This is a genomic window from Pseudomonas cavernicola, from assembly GCF_003596405.1.
Classification (GTDB): Bacteria; Pseudomonadota; Gammaproteobacteria; order Pseudomonadales; family Pseudomonadaceae; genus Aquipseudomonas; species Aquipseudomonas cavernicola.
In genome coordinates this window covers 768688-786474 of sequence record NZ_QYUR01000002.1, presented here as the reverse complement: position 1 = coordinate 786474, position 17787 = coordinate 768688, and the positions used below count along the sequence as shown (strand labels likewise).

9 protein-coding genes and 1 pseudogene are annotated in these 17787 nt (G+C 62.3%); 6 read left to right on the top strand and 4 right to left on the bottom strand.

Annotated features, from left to right (window positions below; genetic code table 11):
* The first annotated feature begins 3 nt into the window (after window positions 1-3).
* Genes D3879_RS03965 through D3879_RS03955 form a run of 3 tightly spaced genes read left to right on the top strand, consistent with a single transcriptional unit; the run spans window position 4 to window position 8925 of the window.
* On the top strand, window positions 4-7407 hold the full coding sequence (locus tag D3879_RS03965; RefSeq protein WP_119952782.1) for an Hpt domain-containing protein: 7404 nt from the start codon (window positions 4-6) through the stop codon (window positions 7405-7407).
* Entirely contained in the window at window positions 7404-8423 is a 1020-nt protein-coding gene (locus D3879_RS03960) for a chemotaxis protein CheB (protein ID WP_119952781.1), read from the top strand. The genes D3879_RS03965 and D3879_RS03960 overlap by 4 nt, the downstream gene beginning before the upstream one ends.
* Window positions 8424-8454: 31 nt before the next feature.
* Window positions 8455-8925 (top strand): chemotaxis protein CheW, encoded by a 471-nt coding sequence (locus D3879_RS03955; protein WP_119952780.1) that lies wholly within the window; start codon window positions 8455-8457, stop codon window positions 8923-8925.
* A gap of 130 nt (window positions 8926-9055) precedes the next feature.
* Here D3879_RS03955 and D3879_RS03950 read toward each other — a convergent pair whose 3' ends face one another.
* On the bottom strand, window positions 9056-9775 hold the full coding sequence (locus D3879_RS03950; protein ID WP_119952779.1) for a 16S rRNA (uracil(1498)-N(3))-methyltransferase: 720 nt from the start codon (window positions 9773-9775) through the stop codon (window positions 9056-9058).
* Between the two features lie 129 nt (window positions 9776-9904).
* Window positions 9905-11308 carry an adenosylmethionine--8-amino-7-oxononanoate transaminase gene (locus D3879_RS03945; protein WP_119952778.1) on the bottom strand — a complete coding sequence of 468 codons (1404 nt, stop codon included), beginning with the start codon at window positions 11306-11308 and terminating at the stop codon, window positions 9905-9907.
* A gap of 252 nt (window positions 11309-11560) precedes the next feature.
* Here D3879_RS03945 and D3879_RS03940 point away from each other — a divergent pair.
* The 3 genes and pseudogenes from D3879_RS03940 to D3879_RS03930 all read left to right on the top strand — a co-directional run.
* A pseudogene (locus D3879_RS03940) lies at window positions 11561-13036 on the top strand (flavin monoamine oxidase family protein); the annotation flags it as partial.
* Between the two features lie 235 nt (window positions 13037-13271).
* On the top strand, window positions 13272-13826 hold the full coding sequence (locus D3879_RS03935) for a cytochrome b (RefSeq protein ID WP_119952777.1): 555 nt from the start codon (window positions 13272-13274) through the stop codon (window positions 13824-13826).
* A 50-nt stretch (window positions 13827-13876) separates the two neighbouring features.
* A complete protein-coding gene (locus D3879_RS03930; protein WP_119954880.1) occupies window positions 13877-14452 on the top strand; it encodes a YceI family protein in 576 nt (191 codons plus the stop codon).
* A gap of 139 nt (window positions 14453-14591) precedes the next feature.
* On the opposite strand, the gene D3879_RS03925 is transcribed toward D3879_RS03930, so the two are convergent.
* Window positions 14592-16508: an RNA helicase RhlE2 gene (locus D3879_RS03925; RefSeq protein ID WP_119952776.1), complete on the bottom strand. Its 1917-nt coding sequence runs from the start codon at window positions 16506-16508 to the stop codon at window positions 14592-14594.
* Between the two features lie 356 nt (window positions 16509-16864).
* A complete protein-coding gene (metF, locus tag D3879_RS03920) occupies window positions 16865-17710 on the bottom strand; it encodes a methylenetetrahydrofolate reductase [NAD(P)H] (protein WP_119952775.1) in 846 nt (281 codons plus the stop codon).
* Window positions 17711-17787 lie beyond the last annotated feature (77 nt).

Below are 17787 nucleotides of genomic sequence, written 5' to 3'. Positions count from 1 at the left end.
GCTATGGGTGATCGGCACGACTATGTCGCCCTGGAGTGGGTCAAAGGCGAGATCGCGGAAACTCTGAAGCAGGCGCGGCAAGCCCTGGAGGCGTTCGTCGAGAGCCCGCAGGACTCGACACGCATGCGTTTCTGTCTGACCTATGTACACCAGGTCCATGGCACTCTGCAGATGGTGGAGTTCTACGGCGCGGCGCTGCTCGCGGAAGAAATGGAGCAGTTGGCCCAGGCACTGATGGAAAACCGCGTCGCCAACCAGGCCGAGGCCCTGGAAGTGCTGATGCAGGCGATTCTGCAGCTACCGATTTATCTGGATCGAATTCAAACCGCACGGCGCGATCTGCCAATGGTGGTGATGCCACTGCTGAATGATTTGCGCGCGGCGCGCGGCGAGAAACTGCTGTCGGAAACCAGCTTGTTCTCGCCGGACATGTCGGCTCGTCAGCCGGCATTGTCGGTGGAGTCGCTGGCACAACTGCGCACCGCCGAGCTGCCGATCTTGTTGCGCAAGCTGCGGCAGATGCTGCAAATGGCCTTGGTCGGGGTGATCCGCAACCAGGACCTCGGCACCAACCTGGGCTATATGGCGCGGGTTTTTGCCCGACTTGAAGTGCTCTGCAAAGACGCACCGCTTGGCCCGCTGTGGCAGATCGCTTCGGGCATGATTGAAGGCCTGGCTAACGGTAGTGTGCTCAACGGCACGTCGGTGCGGACCTTGCTCCGCCAGGTGGATAAAGAGCTCAAGCGCCTGCTCGAACAGGGTGCGGATGGCATCAACCAGGCCGCTCCGGACGAACTGACCAAAAACCTGTTGTTCTACGTGGCGAAAGCGTCGGCGCAATCGCCGCGGATTCGCGCCTTGAAAGAACAATATCGCCTCGATGACGCCCTACCGGATCACGAGGTGGTAGACGAAGAGCGGGCACGCCTGGCCGGGCCGGATCGCGATGCGATGCGCTCGGTCGTCGCTGCGCTGTGCGAAGAACTGGTGCGGGTCAAGGACAGTCTCGACCTGTTTGTACGCAGCGACCGCAGCAAAGTCGCCGAACTGGACAGCCAACTGGCGCCGCTCAAGCAAATCGCCGATACCCTGGCGGTGCTCGGTTTTGGCCAGCCGCGCAAAGTGATTGTCGATCAGATCGATGTGGTGCATGGCTTGTCTCTCGGCCAGCGCGAGCCGAGCGATGCGGTGCTGATGGATGTCGCCGGGGCGCTGTTGTATGTGGAGGCGACCTTGGCCGGCATGGTTGGCCCGGCTGATGTCAGTAGCCGCGAAGAAAGCCACCTGCCGACCACCGATGTGGCGCAGATTCACCAACTGGTCATCAAGGAAGCGCGCAACGGCCTGGAACAGGCCAAAGACGCGATCATCGAATTCATCGCTTCGCAGTGGAACCACGAACACCTGGCCCGTGTGCCTGAGCTACTAACCCAGGCACGTGGCGGGCTGGCGATGATTCCGCTGGCGCGCGCTGCGGCCTTGCTGCAAGCCTGTAATCGCTACATTCAAGAACAGTTGCTGGCCCGTAAAGCGGTGCCGAACTGGCAAAGCCTCGATACCCTGGCCGATGCCATCACCAGCGTCGAGTACTACCTCGAGCGGCTGACCGAAGACCATGCGACCCAGGGCGATCTGATCCTCGATGTGGCTGAAGAGAGCCTGGAAACCCTCGGTTATCCGCTGCAGGAGAAACCGTCGATCCTCGATCGTGTCGAGCCTGAAGCAGAGCCTTTTGCGGCGCTGGCTGATCCGATGCACGACATCGAGGTGTTAGCCGACGAACCGCTGGAAGAGCTTGAATTGGGCCAGTCGCTGGAGAGCCAGGAGGCGGATTTTGAGCTGGCGAATCTGGAGCTTAGCGACGAGCCGAGCCTGGAGTTTGCCGAGGTTGCTGCCGAGGTTGTTGGTGAGGGCGCTGAGCTGCTGGTTTCCGATGAAAATTGGAACCTCAGTGAGCTGCCAGAAATCCCTCTGGACGACATCGATTTTAGTCTGGCGGCGCCAGCGGAGGTGTTCGCGCCACTGCCCAGCCTGGAATTGGCTGAAGCACCATTGCAATGGGCTGGCGCTAGCACACTGGTGCTGGAAGAGCTGAGCTTTGCGGAGCTCAGCGACAACTCTGCGCAATGGGACGAGCCGGCCCAGTGGAGCGAGGCTGAGTTGGCCGAGCTGGAACTTCCCGAAGTTGAGCTGCCGAGCGCGCCGTTCGAGCCCGAGGTGCAGGCCGCGCCCGCTTCGATGCCGCTGTCCATGGCTGAGGTCATGGCGGCACCGGTGCAAGCCATCAATCCGCCTGCCCAGGATGTACCACCCAGCCTGCTACCACCGCCGGCCGATGAGGAGCCGATAGACGAAGAACTGCTGGAAGTCTTTATCGAGGAGGTCGGTGAGGTACTGGAAACCATCGCTGAGTACCTGCCGCGGTGGCGTGCTGACACCGACAATAAAGAAGCCCTCAGCGAAGTCCGTCGTGCCTTCCACACCCTCAAGGGCAGTGGGCGGATGGTTCGTGCGCTGATTATTGGCGAACTGGGCTGGTCTATCGAGAACCTGCTCAATCGAGTGCTGGAGCGCAGCATCCAGCCTGGCGATGAGGTGCAGCAAGTCATCGTCGATGTGGTCGAGTTGATGCCGGCGCTGGTGGAAGAGTTCGCCGGCAAAGCTCAACGTCAACGTGACGATGTCGACCGTTTGGCTGCCACTGCTCATTCGTTGGCCAAGGGGCAGGGCATCGCAAAAATTGACACCCCAGTCTTCCAGCAGGCGGCCGAGCCCGTGGGCGAGCCTGTGGCCGCATCGGCTGTGGCGGAAATCGTTGAGGCTCTCGATCCACAGTTGATCGAGATATTCCGCAATGAGGCGGAAACCCACCTGGATACCTTGGTCGGTTTCCTCGCCGATTGCGCCCAGGAACTGCCGCAACCTGTCACCGATGATCTGCAGCGCGCTCTGCATACCCTCAAGGGCAGTGCGTACATGGCCGGCATTCTGCCGATAGCTGAGATCGCTACGCCCCTGGAAAAGCTGGTCAAGGAGTTCAAGGCCAATCTGATCCCGATGGATCTGACCGAGGCTGAGTTGCTGCACAGTGCCGAGCAGTTGTTCCGTCGCGGTCTGGAACAGCTGGAAGAGCAGCCGTTAGCACCCATTGAGGGGGCCGCCGAGCTGCTCGAGCGGGCGTACAAATTACACCAAGACCGGCTGGACGCCGCGCAAACTGCGCGTCAGGGCGAGCAAGGTGAAAGCCGTGATCCGCAACTGATCGGCATCTTTCTCGCCGAAGGCATGGATATCCTGCTGGACGCCGAGGATCTATTGCGCCTTTGGCGGGAGCATCCGTCTGAGCGCCAGGAACTCAGTGCCCTGCTCGACGAGCTGAGCACCCTGGGTCGTGGTGCCGAGATGGCCGAGCTCCCGCAGATCGATGAGCTGTGTGAAGCGTTGCTGGATCTCTACGGTGCGGTCGAAGAAGGTAGCTTGGCCGTCAGTGAGCGATTCTTCAGTGAGGCCGAGAGTGCGCACGAAGCGCTGATCAGCATGATGGATCAGGTTGCTGCCGGGCTGCAGGTGAGCGCGCAACCCGAACGCGTCGAAGCTTTGCGGGCACTGCTGGACGAGGCTCTCGACCCGCGGACCCTGGCCTTGCTGACACCGGATGCCAATGCACAATTGCAAGTCACCGAGTTGGACGCGGCAACTGCCGAGCTCGAATTGGCCGAGTGGGCGTTCGGCGAGCCGATCCAGCTTGCCGCATCAGTGGATCAAGGCGCGGATTTGGCGCTCGAAGTACAACCGTGGCTGGCAGTCGAAGCAGAGTCGCCACTCGCTACACTTGACCCGCTGGACGAGGAAATGGTCGCGATCTTCCTCGAAGAGGCGGTCGATATCCTGGAAAGCGCCGGTCAGGCCCTGGAGCGTTGGCTACGTGAGCCGGACAATAATCTGGCTCTGTCCTCTTTGCAGCGAGATCTGCACACCCTCAAAGGTGGTGCGCGGATGGCTGAAATCCCTGAGATCGGCGATCTCGCCCATGAACTGGAAGCGCTGTACGAAGGCCTGGTGGATCGACGCTACAGCTATTCGCCAGTGCTGAAGGGGTTGCTGCAGCAGAGCCACGACCGCCTGGCCGTGTTGCTGGAACAGTTGCAGGCCAAACGCCCGCTGCTCGATCCTGTCGAGTTGATCCAGGCGATCCGCAGCTTCCGTCAGGGCGGTACGGAAAGCTTGTCGGCGGCGGTTGTCGTGCCCCAGCCTGACTTTGAAGCCGAAGCCGAAGCCGAAGCCGAAGCCGAAGCCGAAGCCGAAGCCGAAGCCGAAGCCGAAGCCGAAGCCGAAGCCGAAGCCGAAGCCGAAGCCGAAGCCGAGCCGCAGGTGGAAGAAGAATTTGAGTTTGAGTTAGCGCCGCTGGCGCTGCTGGCTGGCGAGCTGGCCGACGAGTCGAGCGCTGCGTTGAGCGATGAGCCGCAAGAGTGGTCGTCGGATGAGCCACTTGAGCTAAGTGCTCTAGCAGAAGTAGAGACAGCCGAGCCGCTTGAGTCGAGCGAGCCGCAAGCCTTCGCCGCGTCAGCTGCGTCGGCTTTCGATGATGAGCGCGATCCCGAGTTGGTGGAAATTTTCCTGGAGGAAGGTTTCGACATCATCGATAGCTCCAGCGCGGCCCTGCAGCGCTGGAAGGAAGACCCCGATAACACCCTTGAGGTCGAGTCCCTGCAGCGCGATCTACACACCCTCAAGGGTGGTGCGCGGATGGCTGAAATCCGTGAGATCGGCGACCTTGCGCATGAATTGGAGTTCCTCTACGAGGGGCTTGGCGATGGCCGTTTGCGCGCCAGTGCTGGGCTCTTTAGCCTGCTCCAGGCCTGCCATGACCGGCTCGCCGAAATGCTCGAAGCGGTGCGTGCTCAGCGTGCGGTGCCGAGCGGCGAGGCGCTGATCGAGACTATCCGGCGTTTTCGCGCCAATCCGGATGAGCAACTGAGCATACCGTCCAGCGTGCACCTGAAGGCCGCTGTCGACGCGCATGCTGACGATGCCGAGGCAGAGATTCTCGACATCTTCCTCGAGGAGGGCGACGACCTGCTGGAGGCCATGGAAAGCGCCATTGGTCGCTGGGAAAAACAGCGTGACGATGGCGCTGCCATCGACGACATGCTGCGCATTTTGCACACCTTGAAAGGTGGCGCACGGCTGGCTGGGCAGAAAAGCCTCGGCGATTTGACCCATGACCTGGAGCAGCACCTGACCGAGGCGCAGCAGCAAGGCGCACCTTGGCCAGAGAGTCTGTTCCTCGATGTTCAGTCCGGTTTCGAAGGCCTGCAGCGCGGGCTCGATCAATTGCGCGAGCGCCTCAATGAGAGCCTGGCGGCGGATCTTGTCGATGAATCGACAGTGGAGGCCCAGCCCGAGCCGGTTACACCGATACCCAGCCCACCACCAGCCCACACATTGAGCAGCCCGATCGTGGCGGCCAGCGAGCTGCCGGCGGTGCCGCTGGCGGCAAAGGTCTTACCGTTCGTCCAGCGTGCTAAGGAGGCTGCGCTGGAGGCGGCATCCCGACGCGCCCCGCAGGAGTTGGTCAAGGTGCCGGCAGAGCTGCTGGAGGGCCTGGTTAACTTGGCGGGGGAGACCTCGATCTTCCGCGGTCGCGTCGAGCAGCAGGTCAGCGACTTTGGTTTCACCCTCAGCGAAATGGAAGCCACCATCGACCGGGTGCGTGATCAATTGCGCCGGCTGGATATCGAAACTCAGTCGCAGATCATCAGCCGCTATCAAGCGGAGGCCGAACGCGTCGGCTACGAAGACTTCGACCCGTTGGAGATGGACCGGCACTCGCAGCTGCAGCAGCTCTCGCGCGCGCTGTTCGAGTCGGCATCCGACTTGCTCGAACTGAAAGAGACCTTGGCAGCGCGTAATCGCGACGCGGAAACCCTGCTGCTGCAACAGGCGCGGGTCAACACCGAACTGCAGGAAGGCCTGATGCGTACGCGCATGGTGCCCTTCGATCGGCTGGTGCCGCGCTTGCGCCGCATCGTCCGGCAGGTGGCGAGCGAGCTAGGCAAGCAGGTCGAGTTTGTCGTCGGCAATGCCGACGGTGAGATGGACCGTACGGTGCTGGAGCGCATCGTCGCCCCGCTGGAGCACATGCTGCGCAATGCCGTCGACCACGGGATTGAGTCGGCTGAACTGCGCCGCGCCGCCGGCAAAGCGGAGCAGGGCAGCATCCGCCTGAGCCTCGGCCGCGAGGGTGGCGATATTGTCCTGACTCTCGCTGACGACGGCGGCGGTATCAAGCTTGATGCGGTGCGCCGCAAGGCCATCGAACGCGGCATGATGGATGCCGACTCCGATCTTACCGATCACGAGATTCTGCAATTCATCCTGGAAGCGGGCTTCTCCACCGCCGAGAAGGTCACGCAGATTTCCGGGCGTGGCGTCGGCATGGACGTGGTCCACTCCGAGGTGAAGCAGCTCGGCGGCTCCATGAGCATCGACTCGACCCTGGGAGTGGGCACCACATTCCGGATTCGCCTGCCGTTCACCGTGTCGGTCAACCGTGCGCTGATGGTGCTGTCTGGCGAAGACCTTTACGCCATTCCGTTGAATACTATCGAAGGTATCGTGCGGGTCTCGCCTTACGAGCTGGAGGCTTACTATCAGCCGGATGCGCCGCGCTTCGAGTACGCCGGGCAGGCCTATGAACTGCGCTACCTCGGCGATCTGTTGAACAACGGCCAGCAGCCGAAGCTGGTCGGCCAGAGTCTGCCGTTGCCGGTGATTCTGGTGCGTTCCAGCGAGCATGCGGTGGCGGTGCAGGTGGATTCCCTGGCCGGCTCACGTGAAATCGTGGTGAAGAGCCTCGGCCCGCAGTTCGCCGGAGTGCATGGTATCTCCGGGGCGACCATCCTCGGTGACGGTCGAGTGGTGGTGATTCTCGATCTGTTGGCGACTATCCGGGTGCTGCATGCCCACCTGCTCACTCAATTGCTGCCGCGCACCGCGCACCGTACCGCCTTGCCTGCGGAGCTCGAAGTCGAGCGGCCGACGCTGGTGATGGTGGTGGACGACTCTGTCACCGTGCGCAAGGTCACCAGCCGCCTATTGGAGCGTAACGGCATGAATGTGCTGACCGCCAAGGATGGGGTCGACGCGATCTCCCTGCTGCAAGAGCACAAGCCCGATATCATGCTGCTGGACATTGAAATGCCACGCATGGATGGTTTTGAAGTGGCGACTCTGGTGCGCCACGATGAGCGCCTGAAGGACCTGCCGATCATCATGATTACCTCGCGTACCGGTGAGAAACACCGTGAACGGGCGTTCAACATCGGCGTCAACGACTACCTTGGCAAGCCCTACCAAGAGTCCTTGCTGCTCGAAACCATTGCGCAACTGGTCAAACGGATATGACTGAAAAAACTGCCGCTCGCATCGCCGTGCTTGCCGATACCTCGCTGCAACGCCATGTGCTGCAGCAGGCGTTGGCGGGTAACGGCTATAACGTAGTGCTGAACAGTGACCCGGCGCGCCTCGATGCAGAGGCGTTGGCCGCCTGTGAGGCTGATCTGTGGCTGGTCGATTTGGCGCAGTCGGAAGACTCGCCGTTGGTCGATAGCCTGCTTGAATACGCCAGTGCTCCGGTGTTGTTTGGCGAGGGGCATGCGCCAGAACGGCATTCCGAGCATTACCCGCGTTGGGAGCGCCGCCTGGTCGGCAAACTCAAGCGGCTGGTCGGTGATCCGGCGCAGGCGGTCGGTCCAACTCTGCAAGCGCTGCTCGACGAGGCTCAGCGGCCCGCGCGCCTGGAACTGCCGCGCGCGCTGGCGGACACGCCGCTGGTGGCCGGCGCGCCAGCTCGGCAAGTGTGGCTGTTGGCGGCCTCGTTGGGTGGCCCTGCCGCGGTTAAAGCCTTCCTCGATGCTCTGCCGGGGGGACTGCCGATCGGCTTCATTTATGCCCAGCATATCGATGCCAGCTTCGAAACAGCGTTGCCGCAAGCGGTCGGCCGGCATAGCCAATGGCATGTGAATCCGGCCAGGCAAGGGGATGCGGTGCGTTGTGGCGAAGTGGTGGTCGCACCAATTGTGCACGAACTCGGGTTTGCCGAAGGCGGCAGCATGCAGATCGCCCAACGTGGCTGGCCGGAACCCTACAGCCCGTCCATCGACCAGATGATGCTCAACCTGGCGCAGCACTTCGGTGCCCAGTGCGGGGTGATCGCCTTCAGCGGCATGGGCAGCGACGGCAGCGCCGCGGCGGCCTATGTGCGCCGCCAGGGCGGCGAGATCTGGACCCAGCGCGCGGACAGCTGCGTCTGCCCAAGCATGCCGGATAGCCTGCGCGAAGGCGGCTATAGCGCCTACAGTGGCGACCCGCGCGAGTTGGCGGAGACGCTGGTTAATCATTTGGCGGCGCAGTGCGGCTGAGGCCGCGCGTTGCCGCGTACAGGACATTCCGATGAGCCAAGCTGTAACGACCCCCAATAGCATGACCAGCCTGACCGGGCTACTGGTGCCGTTGGTCGACCGCACCTTGCTGCTGCCGAACGTGGCTGTGGCCGAGCTGATTCCTTATCGTGCTCCGCAAGTGACCCCGGGCATGCCGGCCTGGTTCTTGGGGCAGATGGCCTGGCGTGATCTGAGTCTGCCGCTGCTGTCCTTCGAGGCGGCTTCCGATGGCCAGCCACATATCCGCCCAGGTGCGCGGGTGGCGGTGATCAACGCCTTGGGTGGTCGGCCTAAAGTGAAATTCCTTGCTCTGCTGGTGCAGGGAATTCCACGCTCGCTCAAGGTCGGCGCGGAGTTGGCGCGCGCGAATGCGCCGCTGGCACCGCTGGAATTGGATGCAGTCAGCTTCGGCGAGGAGGTGGCGAAGATTCCAGATCTGCTCGCGCTGGAGCAGATGCTGGCGGATGCCGGCTTGATCTAGGAAAGTGGCTGCAGGCGTAGGGTGGGTTAGCCGCATCGCGGCGTAACCCACCGTCCAGTGTAGGTGCCCGAGTTGCCTGGCCAAGCGGCCGGCCGGGTTGGTGGGTTACGGCCTATCGGCCTAACCCACCTTACAAGTCACCCCAGAGTTGCTGAGCGACGGCTAACGCCACCACTGGTGCCGTTTCCGTGCGCAGTACCCGCGGGCCAAAGCGGGCGGAGTGGAAGCCCGCATGTTGAGCCTGGGCTACTTCCGCGTCGGAGAGGCCGCCTTCCGGGCCGATTAGAAAGGCCAATGTGCTGGGTTTGGCATGGCTGGCCAGCGGTTCGGCGACCGGATGGAGCACCAGTTTCAACTCGGCGTGGGTTTGCTCGAGCCACTCCGCGAGGCTGAGCGGCGGATGAATCAGCGGCACCTGCGAGCGCCCACACTGCTCACAGGCGCTGATCGCCACCTGGCGCCAGTGGGCCATGCGTTTGTCGGCACGCTCGTCTTTCAGGCGCACTTCGCAGCGCTCGCTGACGATTGGGGTGATTTGCGCGACTCCCAGTTCGGTGGCTTTCTGGATCGCCCAGTCCATCCGCTCACCGCGTGACAGACCCTGGCCGAGATGCACCTGTAGAGTCGACTCCGGTTGGCCGGCCATGCTTTCGGTAAGGCTGACGCGCACGCGCTTTTTGCCGACCTCGATCAGTTCGCCGAGAAATTCCGTGCCGGAACCATCGAACAACTGGACGGCTGCGCCTTCGCTCATGCGCAGCACACGACCGATGTAGTGCGCCTGGGCCTCCGGCAGCTCGTGTTCGCCGAGGTTTAAAGGGGCATCGATAAAGAAACGGGAAAGGCGCATAAGTTTAAGACGGATTCCTGGCTCGTAGACTCGTAGGCTGGGTAGAGCCGTTTTTTGGCGAAACCCAGCGAGGTGGCTGTGGTGGCGCTGGGTTTCGCTACGCTCTACCCAGCCTACGCATGGTCGCGGTTAACCCGGATCTCTGAAATTGGGATAGCGACCGCTGACCGGCACTGTGATGCTGCTGCGGGTGGCGATGTCGATACCTTCGCTGGCGACCTCGGCGAGGAAGTCGATCTGCTCCGGGGTGATCACATACGGCGGCAGGAAATACACCACGCTGCCCAGCGGGCGCAGTAACGCACCACGCTCCAGGGCGTGCTGGAAGACCTTGAGACCGCGCCGTTCCTGCCAGGGATAAGGGGTCTTGCTGGCCTTGTCCTGCACCATCTCGATGGCCAGGACCATGCCGGTCTGACGGACTTCGGCGACGTTCGGGTGATCGACCAGATGCGCGGTGGCCTTGGCCATCCGTGTGGCTAGCGCCCGGTTACTCTCGATGACGTTGTCCTGTTCGAAGATATCCAGGGTTGCTAGCGCTGCCGCACAGGCCAGCGGGTTGCCGGTGTAACTGTGCGAATGGAGGAAGGCCCGCAGGGTCGGGTAGTCGTCGTAGAAGGCGTTGTAGACATCGTCGGTGGTCAGGCAGGCGGCCAGCGGCAAGTAGCCACCGGTGAGGGCCTTGGACAGGCAGAGGAAGTCCGGGCGGATGCCGGCCTGTTCACAGGCGAACATCGTCCCGGTGCGACCGAAGCCGACGGCGATTTCGTCGTGAATCAGGTGTACGCCATAACGGTCGCAGGCTTCGCGCAGCAGCTTGAGGTAGACCGGGTGGTACATGCGCATACCGCCGGCGCCCTGGATCAGCGGCTCGATGATGACGGCGGCGACGTCCTGGTGATGCTCGGCGAGGGTCTGCTCCATGTGCGCGAACATGAGCCGCGAGTGTTCCTCCCAGCTCACCCCTTCCGGGCGCAGATAGCAGTCCGGGCTCGGTACTTTGATGGTGTCGAGCAGCAGCGCCTTGTAGGTTTCGGTGAACAACGCGACATCGCCGACCGACATCGCCGCAATGGTTTCGCCGTGGTAGCTGTTGCTCAGGGTGACGAAGCGTTTCTTCGCCGGCATCCCGCGGTTGAGCCAGTAGTGGAAGCTCATCTTCAGCGCGACTTCGATGCACGAAGAGCCGTTGTCGGCGTAGAAGCAGCGGGTCAGGCCTTCCGGGGTGAGCTTGACCAAGCGCTCGGACAGCTCGATCACCGGCTGGTGGCTGAAACCCGCGAGGATCACATGCTCCAGTTGGTCGACCTGATCCTTGATCCGTTGGTTGATCCGCGGGTTGGCGTGGCCGAACACATTGACCCACCAGGAGCTGACCGCGTCCAGGTAACGCTTGCCCTCGAAGTCCTCCAGCCACACCCCTTCGCCGCGTTTGATCGGTACCAATGGCAGCTGTTCGTGGTCTTTCATCTGGGTGCAGGGATGCCAGAGCACGGCAAGGTCGCGCTGCATCCACTGATCATTCAGGCCCATTTCAACACTCCTCGGAACTCAGACTTAGTCCAGCAGACGACGCTTGAACTCAAGGGCGGCACAGGCGCCCGACAAACAGTTGCGCAAGCCTATGCAATGCCCGGTCGCTGGACAACCCGGATTGTCTTTTGCGCGCTTGCAGATGTCCGACGGGCACGTCTGGCCCACCCTCGGATGCAGGCGTATCCTGCGCGGCATTGAAGGCCGTTCTGCTGTCGCAGAGCGGTTTCTTGGCGTGTTTGGGGGTAGGGAATGTTGCTGACTGGGTTGCGCGCGCTGGCGCTGATCACAATGGGGTTGTTCAGCGTGGTCGCGCTGGGTAAGGACAAGCAACCCAGTGCCATCGTGGTGGGTGGTGGCCTTGCGGGCCTGGCTGCCGCCTATGAGCTGCAGCAAAAGGGCTGGCAGGTGACGGTGCTGGAAGCCAAGCCAAGTCTCGGTGGGCGTTCAGGCCTGGCCACCAGCGAGTGGATCGGCAACAAAAAAGCGCAACCGGTGCTGAATGCTTACCTCGATAGCTTCAAGTTGAAAACGCTGGATGCCCCGGAGTTTGTGCGCACGCCGAGTTACCTGATCGATGGCCAGTACTTCACGGCCGCCGAACTGGCGCAAAAACAACCGGCGACTGCCGACGCGCTGAAACGCTTCGACAAGACCCTCGACGAGTTGGCCGCCTCCATCAGCGACCCGCAAAACCCTGCGGCCAACAGCACGCTGTTCGCCCTCGATCAGATCACCGTGGCCAAGTGGTTGGACAAACTGGAATTGCCAAGCACCGCGCGCTTGCTGGTGAATCAGCGGATTCGCACGCGCTATGACGAGCCTTCGCGTTTGTCGCTGCTGTATCTGGCGCAACAAACCCGGGTGTATCGCGGCGTCGATGACCGCGATCTGCGTGCCGCACGTCTGCCGGGCGGCAGCCAGGTGCTGGCGCAGGCCTTCGTCAAACAGTTGAAAACCATCAAGACCAACGCTCGGGTTTCGGCCATTAGCCAGGGCAAGGATGGTGTGGTCGTCAAGGTTGGCTCGGTTGGTTACAGCGCCGATTACGTGGTGCTGGCGGTACCGTTGCGCGCCTTGGGACAGATTCAGCAGACGCCGGCCTTGGACGCCGCGCATCTGGCGGCGTTGAAGAGCACCAACTACGGCTGGCGCGACCAGATCATGCTGAAGTTCAAGACTCCGGTGTGGGATAGCAAGGCGCGCCTCTCGGGTGAGATCTACAGCGATCAGGGTCTGGGCATGTTGTGGATCGAGCCGGCCTTGAAGGGCGGCGCCAACGTAGTGATCAACCTGTCCGGTGACAATGCGCGGTTGTTGCAGGCGTTTGGCGACAAGCAGATGGTCGACCAGGTGTTGATCCGCCTGCACAAGTTCTATCCGAAGGCGCGGGGCGCTTATACCGGCTATGAGATTCGTCGTTACAGCACCGATCCGGCTACCGGTGGTGCTTATCTAGCGTTTGGCCCGGGGCAGATCAGCCGCCATTGGCGCTTGTGGGAGAAGCCGTTGCAGCGGCTCGCCTTCGCTGGCGAACACACCGATGCGCTATACCCGGGCACGCTGGAGGGCGCCTTGCGCAGCGGCCAGCGGGCGGCGCTGCAGGTGCAAGACTTGCTGGCCGGCAAGACGGTCGAGCCGAGCAAACCAATGGTTACGGCGGCCTCTGCTGGGTCGAGCAAAGTTAAGGCGGCCGATGATAAGCCGGGTTTTTTCTCGCGCCTGTTCGATTGAAATCGCGCCAGGCGTGGCCGTAGCGGTCACGCCTGGCGCCGCTTATCCCCGCTCTGGTGCCGTTCGGGTGCCGGCCACTGAACTTCCCGCAGCAGTGTCGCACTAATTCAGGCTTCGCTAGATTCGGCATATCAATCGTATTTCTCGATATTTCAAAGCAAGATTTTCCGCTTTAAATCGATTGATTTGCCGCTAGTCTTGTTCCCTCGTTTTTTACGGAATTATCTTCATGCAGTGGCGCAACTCCTCCTCCCGCTATGGTCTGGTCAGCATCCTGCTGCACTGGGGTATCGCGCTGGCGGTCTTCGGGCTGTTCGGGCTGGGCCTGTGGATGGTTGGGCTGGATTACTACAGCTCCTGGAATCACACCGCACCGGCGCTGCACAAAAGCCTTGGCCTGACCCTGTTCGCGGTCATGCTGCTGCGCGCGCTCTGGCGCTTGGTCAGCCCGCCACCGCCAGTCCTGGGCAGTTACGGCGCGATGACCCGCTTGGGCGCCAAAGTGGGCCACAGCCTGCTGTACCTGGGGCTGTTTGCCTTGATGGTTTCCGGCTATTTGATCTCCACCGCTGACGGCCAGAGCATCGAGGTGTTTGGCCTGTTTGAAGTCCCTGCATCCATCACCAGCATCCCCGATCAGGAAGATGTTGCGGGCTTGGTGCATGAGTATCTGGCGTGGGGCGTGGTGATCTTTGCCGGTTTTCACGCTTTAGCTGCACTGAAACACCACTTTATTGACCGCGATGCCACCCTGACACGCATGCTCGGGCGTCGCACGAATTAACCCTAACCCTCAACTGCACAAGGACAATCGCAATGTTGAAGAGCCTCACGATGAAGAAAACCCTGGCTGCCCTGGCCCTCGGTACTGCGCTGCTGAGCGCTGGCCAGGCGATGGCGACTGACTACGTTATCGACAAGAACGGTCAGCATGCCTTCGTTAACTTCAAGATCAGCCATTTGGGCTACAGCTGGCTGTACGGCACGTTCAAAGACTTCGATGGCAGCTTCAGCTTCGATGAAAAGAACCCGGAAGCGAGCAAGGTTCAGGTGACGATGAACACCGCCAGCGTCGATACCAACCACGCTGAGCGCGACAAGCACATTCGCAGTAAGGACTTCCTCAACGTCGGCAAGAATCCGCAGGCAACCTTCGTCTCCACCGCGGTGAAGTCGACCGGTACCGACACTGCCGATATCGCCGGCAACTTGACCTTGAATGGCGTGACCAAGCCGGTGGTAATCAAAGCCAAGCTGATCGGCCAGGGTGATGATCCATGGGGCGGCTACCGCGCGGGTTTCGAGGGTTCGACCACGCTCAATCTGAAGGACTTCGCGATTCAGAAGGACCTTGGCCCGGCGTCCCAGGAAGTCGAGTTGATCTTCTCGTTCGAAGGCGTGCGCACGTAAGCGGCTGCGCTTAAGAGCAAACGCCGGCCCTGAGCCGGCGTTTTTGTATTGCGCCCAGGGTTGCCGCGGCGAAGCAGTCGGCCCCAGCACAGACAAAAACACCGGCACGAGGCCGGTGTTTTTGTTGCAACGGGAAACCTTAGGCTTCGCGGTTGCGGGTCAGCAAAGCGGGCTTCTCGCCGCGGGTGCGGCTCGGCAACTGATCCAGTTGCTCCAACTGCTCGGGCGTCAGCACGCGATCGATCTTCGACTCTTTGTGCACGATCCGCGGCTGGCTGTCGCGCGGGCCTTTCACCGCCGGCTCCTGACGCAGCTGTTCGTCACGACCCGGGCCACGGCCACGGGAGTCATCACGCCGCGCCTGACCATCGCGCCCAGGGCCACTGCGACCAGGCTGGCCTTGGCGTTTGCCCTGGCCAGCGCCAGCGCCACCGGTGCGCGGGCCTGCTGGCTTGCCTTGGCCTTGTGGGCGTGGTGCTTGGCCACGCGGAGCTTGGCCGGCAGGACGTGCGCCACCTAGGCCAACCCCATTGCTGGCGCTCGGGCCGGACGCTGCGGGAGCGCCAGGACGGCGGCCACGGTTCTGCTGCTTGTTCTGGTAGGGGCTGACGTAGTCGGCACGGTTGCCGAAGTTGTCCACTTCGTCATCCAGAAACTCGTCCGGCGCGCGGTCGGCACGTGGCGTCGGTGCTGCGCTGGTGCGCGGTTGACGCTGCTCGCGGGCCGGTTGCTGCGCACGGGCCTGGGCGGCGGGCTTGTCCTTGCCGGTGTCCTTGCCCTTGTCCTTGCGCCCGCTGCCGTGGCGCTCACCGCCGCCACCGCCACGCGGGCTGTTCGGGTCGCGTGGACCGCGCGGGCCGCGCACGTCGGGACGCTCACGCACTTCCGGGCGCTCGGCTTCAACGGTGCTGGCATCGAAACCCATCAGGTCGCCGTCGGCGATCTTCTGCTTGGTCATGCGCTCGATGCCTTTCAGCAACTTCTCTTCGTCCGGCGCCACCAGCGAGATCGCCTCACCGCTGCGTCCGGCCCGGCCAGTACGGCCGATACGGTGAACGTAGTCTTCTTCGATGTTCGGCAGTTCGAAGTTGACCACGTGCGGCAGTTGGTCGATATCCAGGCCGCGGGCGGCGATATCGGTGGCGACCAGAATCCGTACGCCGTTGTTCTTGAAGTCGGCCAGGGCCTTGGTGCGAGCGTTCTGGCTCTTGTTGCCGTGGATCGCCACCGCCGGCAGGCCGTGTTTGTCCAGGTACTCGGCGAGGCGGTTGGCGCCGTGCTTGGTACGGGTAAACACCAGCACTTGCTCCCAGGCGCCAGCGGTCACCAGGTGCGCCAGCAGGGCGCGCTTGTGGCTGGCTTGGAGGCGGAACACACGCTGCTCGATACGCTCGACCGTGGTGTTCGGCGGGGTGACTTCGATGCGCTCCGGGTTGTGCAGCAGCTTGCCGGCGAGATCGGTGATGTCTTTCGAGAAGGTCGCCGAGAACAACAGGTTCTGGCGCTTGGACGGCAGGCGCGCGAGGACCTTCTTGACGTCATGGATAAAGCCCATGTCGAGCATCCGGTCGGCTTCGTCGAGAACCAGGATCTCGACGTGGGACAGGTCGACACTGCCTTGCCCGGCGAGGTCGAGCAGCCGACCGGGGCAGGCCACCAGCACGTCGACGCCGCGGGCCATGGCCTGCACCTGCGGGTTCATGCCAACGCCGCCGAAAATGCAGGCGCTGACGAATTTGAGGTCGCGGGCATAGACCTTGAAGCTGTCATGCACCTGGGCGGCCAGTTCGCGGGTCGGCGTCAGCACCAGCACGCGCGGCCGGCGCGGGCCGTGGCGGTGTTCGCGATCCGGGTGACCGTTAGGGAACAGTCGCTCGAGGATGGGCAGGGCGAAGCCGCCGGTTTTGCCGGTGCCCGTCTGGGCTGCAACCATCAGATCGCGACCTTGCAACACGGCGGGGATAGCCCGCTGTTGCACTGGAGTGGGCTCGGTGTAGCCAGCTGCCTCAACGGCGCTGACTAAAGCCTCGGAGAGACCGAGGGAAGCAAAGGACATGAGTAATCCTGTCTAGTTAGGGCGTGGCCCAATGGGATGATCTGGCCTGGCTCGAAACGCGCTTAGGGGCGCGATCCCGTCCGGTCCTGCTGGGCCGCGGGGGCCGAGCGTCCGGGCGTAAGCCTGGCGGGAAGCCGGAGTATAACAGAGCGGCGAAACTGCGCTGCTTTCCTGCCGCTCAACGGTTTATCGCCGTTGTGCGAGCCAATGGACAGTACAAAACGGCAGTCGTTCGGGCTGCGCGCTGTGTTCTGGCTGAGCTTTGTGTGGCTGGCAGGCGACAAGTACGACTGCGAGTACGAGGTGACATAAGCGCCAAGGTCGAGCATTGCCGGCCTTGGCGTGGTGGAAAACCCTTAGCGTGGCAGCTTGAGGTTGTTCCAAATCGCCAAACTCGGTTCGGCCTGGTTCAGGGTATAGAAGTGCAGCCCAGGTGCGCCGCCTTGCAGCAGGCGTTCACACATTTCGCTGACCACCTGTTCGCCGTAGCTCTGGATGCTTTCGATGTCATCCCCGTAGGCCTCCAGCTGCTTGCGAACCCAACGCGGAATTTCCGCGCCGCAGGCGTCGGAGAAACGCGCCAATTTGCTGTAGTTGGTGATCGGCATGATCCCCGGGACTACCGGGATGTCGACGCCCATCTTGCGCACGCGCTCGACGAAGTAGAAGTAGCTGTCGGCGTTGAAGAAGTACTGGGTGATGGCGCTGTTGGCGCCAGCCTTGGCCTTGCGCACGAAGTTGGCCAGGTCGTCTTCGAAATTGCGCGCTTGCGGGTGCATCTCCGGGTAGGCGGCCACTTCGATGTGAAAATGGCTGCCGGTTTCCTCACGGATAAAGCCCACCAGGTCGTTGGCATAACGCAGTTCGCCGCTGGACATGCCCATGCCGGAAGGCAGGTCGCCGCGCAGGGCGACGATGCGCGTGATCCCGGCCTGTTTGTAGTGGCTGAGCAGGACTCGCAGATCGGCTTTGGAGTCGCCGATGCAGGAGATGTGCGGTGCGGTTTGCACCTTGGTTTCGCTGTCCAGCTGCAGCACGGTGTTGACCGTGCGATCGCGGGTCGAGCCCCCCGCACCGTAAGTGCAGGAGAAGAAATCCGGCTGGTAGCTCGCCAACTGATGCGCAGTGGCGAGTAGTTTTGCGTGGCCGGCCTCGGTCTTTGCGGGGAAGAACTCGAAGCTGTAGCGGCGTTCTTGGCTCATAAAACAATTCCTGGAAAACCCATGTACGGGCTTTGCGTAGGGTGGATAACGCATGCGTTATCCACCAATGGCCACGG